12 protein-coding genes, 1 tRNA gene and 1 riboswitch are annotated in these 14,608 nt (G+C 30.6%); of the genes, 6 read left to right on the forward strand and 7 right to left on the reverse strand.

Annotation, left to right across the window (positions count from 1 at the left end):
* Nucleotides 1-18: 18 nt before the first annotated feature.
* A tRNA-Trp gene (locus tag ACJDT4_RS08470) sits at nucleotides 19-94 on the forward strand.
* 95 nt (nucleotides 95-189) lie between these two features.
* Here ACJDT4_RS08470 and ACJDT4_RS08475 read toward each other — a convergent pair.
* Nucleotides 190-678, reverse strand: coding sequence for a DUF6803 family protein (locus tag ACJDT4_RS08475; protein WP_406787128.1), 489 nt, complete (start codon nucleotides 676-678; stop codon nucleotides 190-192).
* Nucleotides 679-904: 226 nt separating this feature from the next.
* Nucleotides 905-1,822, reverse strand: a complete 918-nt coding sequence (locus tag ACJDT4_RS08480) for a metal ABC transporter substrate-binding protein (RefSeq protein ID WP_406787129.1) — start codon at nucleotides 1,820-1,822, stop codon at nucleotides 905-907.
* 260 nt (nucleotides 1,823-2,082) lie between these two features.
* On the opposite strand from ACJDT4_RS08480, the gene ACJDT4_RS08485 reads away from it, so the two are divergent.
* The 4 genes from ACJDT4_RS08485 to rimI all read left to right on the forward strand — a co-directional run bounded on the left by ACJDT4_RS08485 (nucleotide 2,083) and on the right by rimI (nucleotide 4,999).
* Nucleotides 2,083-3,324: an HD-GYP domain-containing protein gene (locus ACJDT4_RS08485; protein WP_406787130.1), complete on the forward strand. Its 1,242-nt coding sequence runs from the start codon at nucleotides 2,083-2,085 to the stop codon at nucleotides 3,322-3,324.
* Nucleotides 3,325-3,391: 67 nt separating this feature from the next.
* Entirely contained in the window at nucleotides 3,392-3,850 is a 459-nt protein-coding gene (tsaE, locus tag ACJDT4_RS08490; RefSeq protein ID WP_406787131.1) for a tRNA (adenosine(37)-N6)-threonylcarbamoyltransferase complex ATPase subunit type 1 TsaE, read from the forward strand.
* Nucleotides 3,847-4,560, forward strand: coding sequence for a tRNA (adenosine(37)-N6)-threonylcarbamoyltransferase complex dimerization subunit type 1 TsaB (gene tsaB, locus ACJDT4_RS08495; protein WP_406787132.1), 714 nt, complete (start codon nucleotides 3,847-3,849; stop codon nucleotides 4,558-4,560). The genes tsaE and tsaB overlap by 4 nt, the downstream gene beginning before the upstream one ends.
* Nucleotides 4,553-4,999 carry a ribosomal protein S18-alanine N-acetyltransferase gene (gene rimI / locus ACJDT4_RS08500; protein ID WP_406787133.1) on the forward strand — a complete coding sequence of 149 codons (447 nt, stop codon included), beginning with the start codon at nucleotides 4,553-4,555 and terminating at the stop codon, nucleotides 4,997-4,999. The genes tsaB and rimI overlap by 8 nt, the downstream gene beginning before the upstream one ends.
* A gap of 140 nt (nucleotides 5,000-5,139) precedes the next feature.
* On the opposite strand, the gene ACJDT4_RS08505 is transcribed toward rimI, so the two are convergent.
* Nucleotides 5,140-5,766, reverse strand: a complete 627-nt coding sequence (locus ACJDT4_RS08505; RefSeq protein WP_406787134.1) for an ECF transporter S component — start codon at nucleotides 5,764-5,766, stop codon at nucleotides 5,140-5,142.
* A gap of 88 nt (nucleotides 5,767-5,854) precedes the next feature.
* A riboswitch (FMN riboswitch) is annotated at nucleotides 5,855-5,971 on the reverse strand.
* 47 nt (nucleotides 5,972-6,018) lie between these two features.
* Nucleotides 6,019-8,175 (reverse strand): Tex family protein, encoded by a 2,157-nt coding sequence (locus ACJDT4_RS08510; RefSeq protein ID WP_406787135.1) that lies wholly within the window; start codon nucleotides 8,173-8,175, stop codon nucleotides 6,019-6,021.
* 140 nt (nucleotides 8,176-8,315) lie between these two features.
* Here ACJDT4_RS08510 and ACJDT4_RS08515 point away from each other — a divergent pair, with 140 nt between their 5' ends.
* A complete protein-coding gene (locus ACJDT4_RS08515) occupies nucleotides 8,316-9,674 on the forward strand; it encodes a M28 family metallopeptidase (protein WP_406787136.1) in 1,359 nt (452 codons plus the stop codon).
* Between the two features lie 69 nt (nucleotides 9,675-9,743).
* Here ACJDT4_RS08515 and prfB read toward each other — a convergent pair.
* The 3 genes from prfB to hpf all read right to left on the reverse strand — a co-directional run bounded on the left by prfB (nucleotide 9,744) and on the right by hpf (nucleotide 14,360).
* Nucleotides 9,744-10,854 (reverse strand): peptide chain release factor 2 gene (gene prfB / locus ACJDT4_RS08520; protein WP_406787137.1). Its coding sequence is split into 2 segments (ribosomal slippage): nucleotides 9,744-10,775 and nucleotides 10,777-10,854, totalling 1,110 coding nucleotides; the frame shifts between segments, so codons are not numbered across the junction.
* 142 nt (nucleotides 10,855-10,996) lie between these two features.
* The gene (secA, locus tag ACJDT4_RS08525) at nucleotides 10,997-13,507 is read right to left on the reverse strand and encodes a preprotein translocase subunit SecA (protein WP_406787138.1); all 2,511 of its coding nucleotides are present in this window, start codon (nucleotides 13,505-13,507) and stop codon (nucleotides 10,997-10,999) included.
* A gap of 322 nt (nucleotides 13,508-13,829) precedes the next feature.
* Nucleotides 13,830-14,360 carry a ribosome hibernation-promoting factor, HPF/YfiA family gene (gene hpf, locus ACJDT4_RS08530; RefSeq protein ID WP_406787139.1) on the reverse strand — a complete coding sequence of 177 codons (531 nt, stop codon included), beginning with the start codon at nucleotides 14,358-14,360 and terminating at the stop codon, nucleotides 13,830-13,832.
* Nucleotides 14,361-14,608: the final 248 nt, after the last annotated feature.

Raw genomic sequence — 14,608 nt, forward strand, 5'->3', positions numbered from 1 at the left:
TTAACAGTTATTTATTATAGGGGTATAGCTCAATTGGTAGAGTAGCGGTCTCCAAAACCGTTGGTTGTGGGTTCGATTCCTACTGCCCCTGCCAAACTTAAAAAGAAAAAGACTAGATTTTAGATTAATTTATTTCAATCTAAAATCTAGTCTTTTTTATTTAAAAGTTTCAATCATAATTATATTCATCTACATACCTGGCATTGACGACATATTATTAACAATCTTTGGATTTACCATACCAAAAATCATAGCAATATGAGCAACAACTAGGAACCCACCTACAAGAATAAAATGAATTTTCATCTTTTCCTCAAAGGTTTTATGCTTAAATATTATTCCAAGCTCCATCAAAGCGATTGGAAGAAGAAAAACAACTCCACTTAAGTAAAACCCAACAGCAGTTACGTCTACCCAAGTATGCCACCCTCCTGTGGTAGTAAGCGGTATAACAGCATTAAATAATAAATATATAAATATACCTGTAAAGTATATTCCATCAAAAATACCAACATATTTATTTAAGCTTCTTATTCCTCCATTTTTTACTCTGTTAAATATGATGAAAAACTCTGTTATTGTAAGTGTTTCAGCGCATATTACTGGAATAGCCATAAAAATAATCAAATTCCATGGCTGATTATCCGCTAATAGCGACATATAATGTGTCATATTCATAGTTATTAATCCTCCTCTAATTTTTTCTCTTAGATATTAGCATGCCTATATGAAGATTTTATGAAGAGGATAAATTTCTAATGCTTTTGCCACATTTAAAGTAGCAAGCGGCAAAATACTTTCTGGTTCTAAGACCTTTTTCTTTATAAATCCCTTTACTGTTTCATGGAGGTTAGTTATTTTAGCCGCTTCAATACCTATTGTCTCTTTTGTTACAATTATAGTTTTAGTTATTAATTATTTTCTTCATAGAAGCTTCGTTTTTCTTCATCATATCTACTAAGTTTCCATTTTCATAGTAAATATTAAACTTCAAAGTTTTCATTGAATATTTTTTTACAAGTTCAATATTATCATTTAAATCTTTATCATCATCATAAATAAAACACACTTTATTTTGATTGCTTATCTTATCACTTATGTCCTGAACTGGAGTACCCTTAACTTGTGTTTTAACCTTAACACTTTTTAACCCATTATAACTAAAAAAATAATCAAACTTATATTGTGTAGTAACAAATGTGTAATCATCAAAATCTTTAACTACATCTTTAAATTCCTTTTCCATATCCCTTACAGCTTTTACACAGCTTTTGAATTTTTCTTCATAATAATCTCTACTTTTGGGATCCTTTTCTTCAAGTGCATTCCTTATATTTAAAAGAACCGTATTGTAATTATCAAAGTTTCCCCAATAGTAGGGATTTTTATCTATGTTTTCATCGCTTTTTTTATCATCCTTATCAAGAGAATTCATTTTGGTACCTCTTGAAACATCTATTGCACCAATCTTACTTTTATCAAGCTTATTTTGAAAACCTGATACCCAAGGTTCAAAGTCAGCTGAAGTATAAATAAATAAATCATATTTACTTATGTTATTTAAACTATCAGATGTATACTTAAACTGCCTTATATTACTATCATCCTTACTAAACATAAATTGAACATTATCTTTATCTCCAGTTAAGCTTTTAACTATATTGTAAAGATATTTATTTGTAACCATTATATCAAGACTTATTCCTTGAGTTTTACTATTCTTTTCTTTTGGTACATTCACATTAGTCTTAGAATTACTTTTGCATCCAGAAAATGAAATTATGATTGCAAAAGCCATAATATAACATAAAATTTTTTTCATAAATATTCACCTCAAATAAAATCAACAAAAAAACAAAAAGACTTCTAGTCTTGTTTTAATATTGTCTTATTTATATTATATTATATCTGCATATCTAACTCAACATTGAAATAAGTTTCCATTATATTACTGTAATATATTATTATAGATAAGATTAACAATATTTTAATACTATTTTTGCAACAAGTATATTTTGTCGTTTTATAATTATTTTAAATATGATAGAATATTATAGTAGAATTACTTTACGGAGGAAAATTATGAGTATATGTTTTGAAAAAATCATAAGGGCAATATCTTTAGCTTTAGATCTTTCTCAAATAAGTTCTGTTGAAAATTCAACAATAGTTGAGGAAATTTCAAATATACCTTTATCTACACATAAATTTTTAAATCATTCAAAACGTACAACTTACATATCACTAAAGGTAGGTAAAAGACTTAATTTGCCCGAAGAATCCATTAAAAATTTATACATAGCTTCACTGCTTCACGATATAGGCGCAGCTAATTCTTTAAGTAAAAGTCATACATCGTCTACTTTTATTAAGGAACACTGTATATTAGGGGAATCTATAATAAAAAATCTTCCTATTTACAGCGACATATCCAAAATTATATTATATCATCACGAAAATTTTAACGGCAGTGGTCCTCTGCACTTAAAAAATAAGGATATCCCTATTGAAAGTAGAATAATACATATGGCTGATTTAGTAGAACTGCTTTATAAGGATAATATTCCGGCATATAAGCAGCATTCTAAAATTATATCCTGGGTTTCAGAAAATTCCAATACAATATTTGATAAAAATGTGGTAAAAGCCTTTTTATCAATAACTAAAAACGATATTTTTTGGTTTGATTTAGAAAACATTGGTTTTATGGATTTTATACTTGATAATATATCCCCTGAGATCGACACTAATATAGATTTAGACCAATTTGAAAAAATAGCTTACATACTTTCAAAAATAATAGATAATAAGAGCAATTTTACAGCTGAACATTCTAGAGGAATTTCAAAATTGTCTTATCAAGTTTCAAAGTATGTTGGCTACTCTGAAGAAAAATGTATAAAAATGAGAATAGCTGGTCTTCTTCATGATATAGGCAAGCTTGCAATTCCAACTTCTATACTTGACAAAAATGCTTCTCTTACAGATGACGAATTTTCAATTATAAAGTCTCATGTATATTATACAAAAATTATTCTTGAGAGAATAGATGGAATTGATGATATAATTTATTGGGCATCTTCTCATCATGAAAAACTTAATGGAAAGGGCTATCCTATGGGTTTAACTTCAAAAAAAATATCTGAAGAATGTAGGATTCTAGGTGTATGTGATATTTACCAAGCTCTTATAGAAAATAGACCTTATAGAAAAGGATTGTCAAGTAATCAGGCCTTCAACATACTTAATGGTATGGCAGATGATGGCTTTATATGTCCTATAGCGGTGGAACAATTAAAAAGTACTTTAGATAAGATAAGTTAAGGTAGTAGTTTATATTACCTTTTCTTTTTTTCAAATTTGATATAAAATACTTTTAAGAGGTGATAACATGACTTTTCTTATTGATAGTGTTGATAAAACTTTACATTTGGGTGAAAAACTTGGCATGCTTTTAAATGAAGGTGATATAATATGTCTTAATGGTGACCTTGGAGCTGGAAAAACTCATTTTACAAAAGGGATTGCTAAAGGACTTAAAATAGATGAATATATAACTAGCCCGACCTTTAATATTGTAAACGAATATCAAGGCAGGCTTAAGCTGTACCATTTTGATGTTTACAGAGTTAATGATCCCGATGAAATTTACGCTATAGGTTTTGATGAGTACATATTTAGTGACGCTGTAAGTGTAATTGAATGGTCACATTATATTGAAGATTTAATTCCTGAAGAAAGAATAAATGTTACAATAAATAAGCTGCCAGAAAAAGGTGAAAATTACAGACAAATAGTAATAAATTACACAGGAAATAGATATGATTATTTAAAGGAGATTAAATTATGAAGATACTAGGAATCGACTCAGCTACTGAAGCTGCTTCATGCGCTGTAATAGATGATGATAAGCTTTTAGGTGAGATTACTTTCAATTATAAAAAACAACATTCAGTAATAATAATGAACATGATAGATTATCTTTTGAAAAACTTAAAATTGTCCATAGATGATTTGGATGGTTTTGCCGTTTCAAAAGGTCCTGGCTCTTTTACGGGACTTAGAATAGGTATGGCAGTAGTAAAGGGGCTTAGCGAAGGTTCTAAGAAACCTTTTGTAAGCATATCCTCTCTTGATACAATGGCATACAGCCTTGCCTACACCAGCGGTATAATATGTCCTATAATAGACGCTTTAAGAAACAATGTGTATACAGCACTATATACATTCAAAAATAATAATTTCAACAAAATTTCAGACTATATGGCTATTTCAGTAGATGATTTGATAAAAATTTTAAATGATTATAATTTACCAGTAACTTTTATAGGTGATGCTGTACCAAAATTTAAAAAAGTCTTTGAAGAAAGGCTCAATGAAGTTAACTTTTCCCCTAGTCATCTAAATCTTGTAAAAGCTTCAGGCTTATGTGAACTAGGCCTTAACTTAATGCGTGAAGGTAAATTTGATAACCCACTTTCCTCCGCTCCAATTTACTTAAGAAAGTCACAAGCAGAAAGAGAATATGAAAATAGAACTGGAAGGAGTATAGATGAATAATTTAGAAATTTGTGCTTTTGAAAAGAAATATTTAAGAGAAATCCTCTCAATTGAAAATTTAAGCTTTGCTGTCCCTTGGACTAAAGATTCAATGGAAAAAGAACTTACAAACAAGTTCGCACAATACGTTGTAATCAAATTAGATGATGTAGTAGTTGGTTATGGTGGTATGTGGCTTATACTAGATGAAGGTCATATAACTAATATAGCCGTACATCCAGAGTTTCGTGGAATAGGAGCCGGCAAAAAAATCATAGAAGGTCTTATAGACATATGTAAAGAAAAAAATATAAATTCCTTAACCCTTGAAGTTAGAACTTCAAACTACGTAGCTAAAAACTTATATAGAAAATTTGGTTTTGTAGAAGAAGGAATTAGAAAAAATTATTATAACGACAATAACGAAGATGCTATAATAATGTGGAAGCGAAATATATAAGAATAATAGTATCTCGAAATATTAGATAAGTATAAATGGGCATATTTTTTAAATTCTAAGAACTTTCAATATCTCACCATCATTTAATCTCTTGAAAGTTCTAAGTCTTTTTAAAATATGCCCATAACAATTATTAATTTTTATTTAACTACTTTATTATAAACTACTGCATTTTCTTCTATTTCTTTGTGAACTACCGGAGAAATTTTCTTATATACAGCCATTGTAACCACAGAAATAACAGCTCCCTTAATTATATTAAATGGTACTATAGCAAATAGTATAAAGCTCTTAAGATCAGTCACATAAGGATTAACCACATGTGTTGCTGCAACTACTGCTTTTATTGGAAAATGAAGGGCTGTTTCATACATTGGTAAAAGCACAAAATAATTTAGAAGGCACCCTGCCACAGACATTGCAATTGTTCCAAGAGCTAATCCAATTACAGCATTCATCTTTGTTTTTTTATGTTTATAAATTAGACTTGAAATAAGAACCATAGACGATCCTATTAAAAAGTTAGCAGCTTCTCCTACCCCTGCTGTACCTGTCTTGGATAATGCAAGCAAATTTTTTATAAGTTCTATTCCAATTCCTGCAATTGGTCCCATTGCAAATCCACCTATAACTGCTGTAAGATCACTAAAATCTATTTTTAAAAAGTTAGGAAAAATAGGTAGTGGAAACTCAATAAGCATAATTACAAAACCAATTACACCCAATAACGATATTTTGATAAGTTTACTAAGTTTTGAATTTTTCATTTTATATGCCTCCTATTATTTTTTGATATCTTCAGAAATGGCATAATAAAAGCCCTGAACAAGAAGTCAGGGCACATTAAAAACACTATTATTTCTTCTTTCATCCAGACTTTACTGTCGGCTTCGGAGTTTCACCGAATCATGCCATAAAAGGCTCGCGGGCTATACCGCCGGTAGGGAAATTAACCCTGCCCTGAAGAATACCAATATTATATTAACTTTATTATAATTTATTTTATAAATTTAATCAAGCTATTTTTTCATACTTAAGGATATTCTATTTCTTTTTTCATCTACTTCAAGAATTCTAACTTCAACTATATCTCCAACCTTAACAACATCTAGTGGATGCTTTACAAATCTGTCAGAAAGTTGGCTTATATGAACAAGACCATCCTGGTGAACACCTATATCAACAAAAGCACCAAAATCAGCAACATTTCTTACAGTTCCAGTTAGTACCATACCAGGCTTTAATTGTTTTATATCAACAATTCCTGTTTTAAGTACTGGCTTTGGCATTTCTTCTCTTGGATCTCTTCCTGGTTTCTTAACTTCTTTAATTATATCCGAAAGAGTTGGCACTCCAACTTTAAGCTCTTCAGCTAATTTATCTATGCCAACAAGCTTTACCATAGAATCCATATTGGCTAAATTTCCGTTTTTTATATCACTTTCTTCATAGCCAAGCTTACTTAAAAGTCCTTTAGCTGCATCATATGATTCCGGATGAACTGAAGTATTATCAAGTGGCTCTTTACTCTCCGGTACTCTTAAAAATCCAGCACACTGCTCAAAAGCTTTTGGTCCAAGCCTTTTTACTTTTAAAAGTTCCTTTCTACTCTTAAATTTTCCATTTTCTTCTCTGTATTCAACTATATTTTTTGCTATATTAGCATTTATACCAGACACATAGGATAAAAGTGATGGAGTAGCAATGTTAAGATCAACTCCAACGTTATTAACGCAGTCTTCAACTACTCCTTTTAAGGAATCTTCCAGCTTTTTAGGTGCAACATCATGTTGATATTGCCCAACTCCTATAGATTTTGGATCAATCTTAACCAATTCTGCAAGAGGATCTTGTAGTCTTCTTCCTATGGATATTGCTCCTCTTAAGGATACATTTATATCAGGATATTCTTTTGTTCCAAGCTCAGATGCTGAATATACTGATGCTCCTGCTTCCGATACTATTACATAATAAAGTTCTATTCCTCTTTCCTCTTTTACTTCCCTTATAAGCTTTGCTATAACTTCTTCAGATTCTCTGCTAGCAGTTCCATTTCCAAGCGATACCATTCCAACATTGTATTTATAAACCAATCCCTTTAATACCTTTATAGAACCCTCTACATCATTTTGAGGAGCAGTAGCATAAACCGTTGCAGTATCTAAAAGCTTTCCTGTTTCATCAAGCACTGCTATTTTACATCCAGTTCTAAAACCAGGATCATATCCTAAAACTGCCTTTCCTTTGATAGGTGCCTGCATTAAAAGGGCTTTTAAATTAGCTTTAAATATTTCTATAGCTGAGTTTTCGCCTTTCTCTGTAAGTTCTGCTCTTATCTCTCTTTCTATGGATGGATATATTAATCTTTTTAAAGAATCCGCTACACTTTCTTCTATGTATTTGTCTGTCACTTGATTTCCCTTTAGACAATTTAGATTCAAATACTCAATTATTTTTTCATCTTCACAGGCTATCTTAACTGAAAGTATCTTATCTTTTTCTCCTCTATTTATTGCAAGTATTCTATGAGGAGGTATTTTACTTACTGCTTCCTTGAAGTCATAATACATTTCATAAGGTGTTGATTCTTCACTGGATCCTTTTGTTTCAACAATTCCATTTTTAAAAACATACTTTCTAATCCACTTTCTATATTCTGCTTCATCAGATATGCTTTCACTTATTATATCCTCCGCACCTTTTAGAGCTTCATCTACAGATTTAACCTGTTTTTCTTCATTTATAAATCCTTTTGCTAGCTCCTCAATATCTCCTTTGAACTTTCCACTTAATATTTCCTCTGCAAGAGGCTTTAATCCTTTTTCAACAGCTATTGTAGCCCTAGTTCTTTTCTTAGGCTTATATGGCCTATATAAATCCTCAACCTCAGTTATAGTTTCGGCACTAACTATACTTTCTTTTAATTCATCATTAAGTTTACCCTGATCATCTATAGATTTTATAACAGCTTCTTTTCTTTCATCAAGATTTCTTAAATATACAAGTCTTTCAGATAGTCCTCTCAATATTACATCATCAAGTCCACCTGTCTTTTCTTTTCTATATCTCGCTATAAAAGGAACAGTTGCTCCTTCATCAAGCATCTCTATAACACTATTAACCTGCTTTAAATTTATTTTAAATTCTTCTGCCAATCTGCTGCTTATATCTTTCATTAACTACTTTACCTCCAAAAAATTCAAATTATAGACATGATATTATTATAAATAAAAACCCTAAGTATTTCAACTTACTTGTAATATAAGGCTTCACAAATTCATAGAAATATATGGAAAATTAATTTTAAGGAGTTACTATGAAAAAATTAATCATCTGTATTCTTTTTGTAATATCAATAGTTTTATTTGCCTTCAGCTTTCAAAAATATTGCTCTATACATAAATTCGATATAAATGCAATCAAAAAAAATATAGCTTTTCTTTCTAATAACAACTTTAAAGGTCGTTTAGGCGGAAGCTTCGAAAACGATGAAGTTGCTAGTTATATTAGAGATCAATTTAAAGCCTCTAAGCTTACTAGTTATAGCCAAAACTATTATCAAACCTTCAAAGCATATTATCCTAAAAGAATATCTGGAGATCCTTATCTTAAAGTTGTTGATACGCATGGTAATCTAGTGAAAACCTATGCCTATGATAGAGATTTCAAAGAGGATATGCTTAACTTTAAAAGTAACCATGTTGTTTTTTATAATGGCTCAAATATAAAAGCTAATTCCTCATATATTCAAATAAGAGATAAAGGTAATAACTTCATAATTTATGCACCCAAAGACAACAATATAAGCTTTAGAAGTTCCTTTATTGCTGACAGTGACTATTCCTTATGTATAATGGTAACTAAAGACTGTCTCTCACAAATTAGAAATTATTTAAACAATGGCTGCATAATAGATTGCTTTATTCCTTATTCTAACGATACAACAACACTAAAAAATGTTATTGGATATATAAAAGGCAGCGATTCTTCAAAACCTCCAGTTATTATTTCTGCACATTTCGATCATGTGGGCACAGATTTAAACGGAAAGGTCTACAATGGGGCTCTTGATAATGCCTCTGGTACAAGTTTTATACTTGAAATGAGTAAATTTATAAATTCCCTTGGTACCCCTAACAGAGATATAATATTTGTTGCCTTCAATGGAGAAGAATTTGGTCTTAAGGGTTCTGAAGCTTTTGTAAATAAATATTACAAAAAAATAAAATCTGGTGAGGATTATAACTTTGATATGATTGGCAGTCCCTCTTCAATTCCATTGTCAATCATGGGTGGAAAAAAGGATACTGCAAATTCCGCTCCTATTAACTCTATTTCAACACTATGTGCAAAGGAACATGTTAGTTTTAATTATATATTTGAAGATGCCAGTGACCACTCCTCCTTTAGAAATAAAAACATTAAAGCAGTAACCTTTTGCGATGATGATACTTCAAGAATTCACACTCCAGCTGATAAGGCTTCTTACATTAGTTCATCGTCCATAGATAGATGTTTTAAGATAGCCTCTAGAGATATAATAAATAACTCTTATACTTTTAGCTTTTTAATTTTATACAACAAACAGGTTTGTATATTATCTTTATTTGCTATGATAGTACTAACTTTTATATCTCTCCAATATGCAGTCAAAAGTATAAATCAACAAAAATAAATGGCAAATTAAAAACACGAGAAGCCAATCTTAGATCTTCTCGTGTTTTACAACATCATTAATTTTTCATTATGAATTGCTTTCTTGTTTTAAAAAGCCTTTAATAAAATCATCTATTTCTCCATCCATCACTGAATTAACATTACCAGTTTCAACACCTGTTCTATGATCTTTAACCATAGTATAAGGCTGAAAAACATATGATCTTATCTGACTTCCCCAGCCCATATCCTTTAATTCTCCAGTTAAATCCTCTATTTTTTCCTTATGAGCTCTTTCTTTCAATTCAACAAGTTTTGATTTAAGCATAGACATCGCAGTTTCCTTATTGGAATGCTGACTTCTTTCATTCTGGCATTGCACCACTATTCCTGTTGGAAGATGAGTTATTCTGATAGCTGAATCCGTTTTATTTATATGCTGACCACCCGCACCACTGGCTCTATAGGTATCAACTCTTAAATCTTCAGGTCTTATTACAATATCTTGGTTCTCAGTAAGCTCTGGTAAAACTTCTACAGATGCAAAAGATGTCTGCCTTTTTCCATTTGCATTAAAAGGTGATATTCTAACAAGCCTATGTATTCCTTTCTCTGCTTTTAAGTATCCATAAGCATACTCTCCTGTTATCTTCAGTGTGACACTTTTAATTCCTGCTTCATCTCCTGGGAGCATATCAATAACTTCAACTTTAAAGCCTTTAGCTTCTGCCCATCTTGTATACATTCTAAGTAACATTTGTGTCCAATCCTGAGCGTCATTTCCACCAACTCCGGTATGAAGATTTAAAATTGCATTATTTTTATCATATTCACCAGAAAGTAAAATTTCTATTTTAAAGTCCTCGATTTCATTTTTTAAAGCTTTTACTTCATTTAATATTTCTTCTGCTTCTTCCTCATTTTCTTCTTCCCTACACATATCTATTAAGACATTAGTGTCCTCAAGTCTGCTACTTATTGATTTATATCTTTCTATTCTATCTTTTAAAAACTTAAGTTCCTTGCTAACCTCTTGGGATTTTTTCATATCATCCCAAAATCCATCTTCCTGCATATTATGCTCAAGCTCATCTATTTTCTTTTCAGCATGTTCTATGTCAAAGAGAAGCCCTCATTTCATTGACACTATTCATAAGCTCTTTTACAGCTGATGCCGCCTCTTCAAGCTTTATAATCAATTTCATCACCCTTTCAAACTAACTTTATTATAAGACTATATCTTAAATAAGGTTTGGTTTTTACATTTATTTAAGATATAGCCTATTATAAAAACAGAAAAGACTGCCTCATTTTGAAACAGCTCTTTTCTTAAAACACATTTTATGCTTTTCTACCACAGCAATCTTTATATTTTTTGCCTGAACCACAAGGACAAGGATCATTTCTTCCTATTTTCTTTTCTTTTCTTCTAACTGGCTTTTTCACAATATTTTCAGACTCATAGTTAGTTGTAACTTCCTTATTTACTCTTTCTCTTTCAGGTCTTCTTTCTATCTCAACATGGAATAGGTATTTAACAGTTTCTGCTTGAATATTTGCTATCATTTCATCAAACATATCGCTACCTTCCATTTGATATGCCTGAACAGGATCCTGCTGTCTATATGCTCTAAGTCCTATACCTTGTTTTAAATGTTCCATACTATCAATATGATCCATCCACTTAGTATCAACAATTCTAAGAAGTATTACTCTTTCTATTTCTCTCATCTGCTCACTAGAGAATTCTTCTTCTTTCTTTGCATATAAATCTGTTGCTATATTAAGAAGTTTTTCTTTTATTTCATCGTTTGAAAGAACTTTAAGTTCATCTAATGTAACTGCATCTTTAGGAAGATATATATCATAAAGATAATTTAAAAGTTTTTCTATATCCTCTTCTAAATTTTCCTCCAAGCCTGTTATATGAGCATCAACAGAATTTGAAATTAATTCCTTAATCATGTTTTGTATTTGATCTTTCATGTCCTCTCCTTCGAGAACCTCAGATCTTTGTTTATATATAATTTCTCTCTGTTGATTCATTACATCATCATATTGAAGTAAAGTTTTTCTTATATCAAAGTTGTTTCCTTCAACTTTCTTCTGTGCATTTTCTATAGCAGAACTTACCATCTTACTTTCAATAGCTTCATCATCACCAAGACCTAACCTGTCAACCATTCCCTTAAGTTTATCAGATCCAAAAATTCTCATAAGATCATCTTCAAGAGATACATAAAATCTTGAAATTCCGGGATCTCCTTGACGACCAGAACGACCTCTAAGCTGATTATCTATACGTCTAGATTCATGTCTTTCAGTACCTATTATTTTTAGTCCGTCAAGTTCTACAACTCCCTCACCAAGCTTAATATCAGTACCACGACCTGCCATATTAGTTGCAATTGTAACCATACCTTTTTCTCCGGCATGAGATATTATTTCCGCTTCCTGTTCATGGTATTTTGCATTTAATACTTGATGTGGAATTCTCTTTTTCTTAAGTAAATCTGAAAGCAGCTCTGATTTTTCAATACTAACAGTTCCAACTAGAATTGGCTGACCCTTTTTATGAGTTTCAGCTATATCCTCAACTACAGCATCAAATTTTGCTTTTTCAGTTTTATAAATAAGATCTGGTAAATCACTTCTTTTAATTGGTTTATGTGTTGGAATTACCACAACATCAAGACCATATATTTCTCTAAATTCATTTTCTTCTGTAAGTGCTGTACCAGTCATTCCTGAAAGTTTATCATATATTCTAAAGTAATTCTGGAAAGTTATAGTTGCAAGCGTCTTCGATTCTTTTTGAACTTTTACTGCTTCTTTAGCTTCAATTGCTTGATGAAGACCATCACTGTACCTTCTTCCTTCCATAAGTCTTCCAGTAAACTCATCAACTATAATAACTTCTCCGTCTTTAACCATATAATCTTTATCTTTTTTCATAAGTGCATTAGCTTTTAAAGCTTGCGCAACATGGTGCTGTATTTCCATGTTTGAGGGATCTGCATAGTTATCAAGATGAAAATATTTTTCAGCTTTCTCAACTCCGACTTCTGTTAATATAGCGGAATTTGTCTTTTCATCTATAGTAAAATCATCTTCTTTTTTAAGCATTTTAGCAAAATTATCTGCAACTCTATAAAATTCAGTTGATTTCTCACCCTCACCTGAAATTATAAGTGGTGTTCTAGCCTCATCTATAAGTATTGAGTCAACTTCATCTACTATACAGAAATTAAGTTTTCTTTGAACTCTTTCTTCCTTGTATATAACCATGTTATCTCTTAAATAATCGAATCCAAATTCGTTATTTGTACCATATGTTACATCCGCGTTATATGCATCTTGTCTTTGCTGCTGATTCAAATCGTGTACTATTACTCCTGTTGTTAATCCTAAAAATCCATATAGCTCACCCATCTGCTTTGCATCTCTAGTTGCCAAATAGTCATTTACAGTAACTATATGAACACCTTTTCCTGTTAAAGCATTTAAATATGAAGGAAGTGTAGCAACTAATGTTTTTCCTTCACCAGTTTTCATTTCTGAAATTCTTCCTTGATGAAGAACAATTCCTCCTATAAGTTGTTCTCTAAAGTGCTTAAGTCCTAATACTCTTGAAGAAGCTTCTCTAACTACTGCAAAAGACTCAACAAGTATATCATCAAGAGTCTCTCCATTTTCAAGTCTCTTTTTAAATTCAGCAGTTTTAGCCTTAAGATCATCATCACTTAAAGCTTTCATGGTACTATCAAGTTCTTCTATCCGATCAACTATAGGTATGATCCTCTTTACTTCTCTTTCACTATATGTACCAAATATTTTATTAAGCAATCCCATCGCATTCATCCTCACTACAAATATATATTTTATAAACATATAACACATAAGCTATTAAATAGTATACATCAATGTATATTATTCGTATTATACCTTATAGATTATAACATTTAATCTTTAATCATTCAACTTTTAAATATGTAAAATTAAGTATTTTCAAATAAATGTAGTCATATAGATAAACCATTTAAGCTATTAAAATTCATGTACACCACAATGCCCAGAAGACGGCATTTTAATACAAATAAATTTCAAGTTTCAAAGTTGTTTATCTTTAATAAAAAGGGGGCAAATAATTATTTGCCCCCTTTATGTTAATAATTTAAAACTCTGGTTCTATAAGTCCAAAGTTTCCATCTTTTCTTTTATATACAACATTAACTTCATTGGAATCTGCATTTTGAAATACAAAGAAATTATGTCCTAATAACTCCATTTCAAGCACTGCTTCCTCTTCTGACATTGGTTTTATTGCAAATCTTTTAGTTTTTACAATTTCAGGTTCTTCTTCCTTTTCCTTAGAGCTTACATCTGGAATATCTTGAAATCTAAGTGAATCTCCATATTTTCTTCTTTCTAATTTTGTTTTTTGTTTTCTCACTTGTCTTTCAAGTTTATCTGAAACAATATCTATAGAAGCGTACATATCATTATTGGATTCTTCTCCCCTTAGTATAACTCCATTAAATGGTATTGTAACTTCAACGATTTGCCAATTTCTTTGCACGCTTAAAGTTACTTGAGCTTCAACTTCTGGTTTAAAGTATTTTTCCATTTTAGATAGCTTTTTCTCTACATATTGTCTCAAACCACTTGTCACTTCAACATTTCTGCCACTAACTGTTATTTTCATAATTCCAGCCCCTCTCTAACACCAATACAATAATTATTTTGGTTTCTTTATGTAATTATATTTTACTATTTTTAATAAATTAAAACAAGAAAAATATATTAAATTGACTAAATATTATATAAACTTATATCATTCTTACTTAATATCTCATATGATTTTAAACGTTTTCTATAGTATTACATATTATTACAAATATACATGAAAGAATCAATAAACACACCTTTTCATAGAAATAACCTGTACTTGGA

Source organism: Clostridium neuense (assembly GCF_045310695.1).
In the GTDB taxonomy this organism is placed as follows: domain Bacteria; phylum Bacillota; class Clostridia; order Clostridiales; family Clostridiaceae; genus Clostridium_S; species Clostridium_S neuense.

Coding starts and splice junctions, on each gene's coding strand:
- ACJDT4_RS08475 (WP_406787128.1), bottom strand. CDS start 678: ATGAATATGACACATTATATGTCGCTATTAGCGGATAATCAGCCATGG.
- ACJDT4_RS08480 (WP_406787129.1), bottom strand. CDS start 1,822: ATGAAAAAAATTTTATGTTATATTATGGCTTTTGCAATCATAATTTCA.
- ACJDT4_RS08485 (WP_406787130.1), top strand. CDS start 2,083: ATGAGTATATGTTTTGAAAAAATCATAAGGGCAATATCTTTAGCTTTA.
- tsaE (WP_406787131.1), top strand. CDS start 3,392: ATGACTTTTCTTATTGATAGTGTTGATAAAACTTTACATTTGGGTGAA.
- tsaB (WP_406787132.1), top strand. CDS start 3,847: ATGAAGATACTAGGAATCGACTCAGCTACTGAAGCTGCTTCATGCGCT.
- rimI (WP_406787133.1), top strand. CDS start 4,553: ATGAATAATTTAGAAATTTGTGCTTTTGAAAAGAAATATTTAAGAGAA.
- ACJDT4_RS08505 (WP_406787134.1), bottom strand. CDS start 5,766: ATGAAAAATTCAAAACTTAGTAAACTTATCAAAATATCGTTATTGGGT.
- ACJDT4_RS08510 (WP_406787135.1), bottom strand. CDS start 8,175: ATGAAAGATATAAGCAGCAGATTGGCAGAAGAATTTAAAATAAATTTA.
- ACJDT4_RS08515 (WP_406787136.1), top strand. CDS start 8,316: ATGAAAAAATTAATCATCTGTATTCTTTTTGTAATATCAATAGTTTTA.
- secA (WP_406787138.1), bottom strand. CDS start 13,507: ATGGGATTGCTTAATAAAATATTTGGTACATATAGTGAAAGAGAAGTA.
- hpf (WP_406787139.1), bottom strand. CDS start 14,360: ATGAAAATAACAGTTAGTGGCAGAAATGTTGAAGTGACAAGTGGTTTG.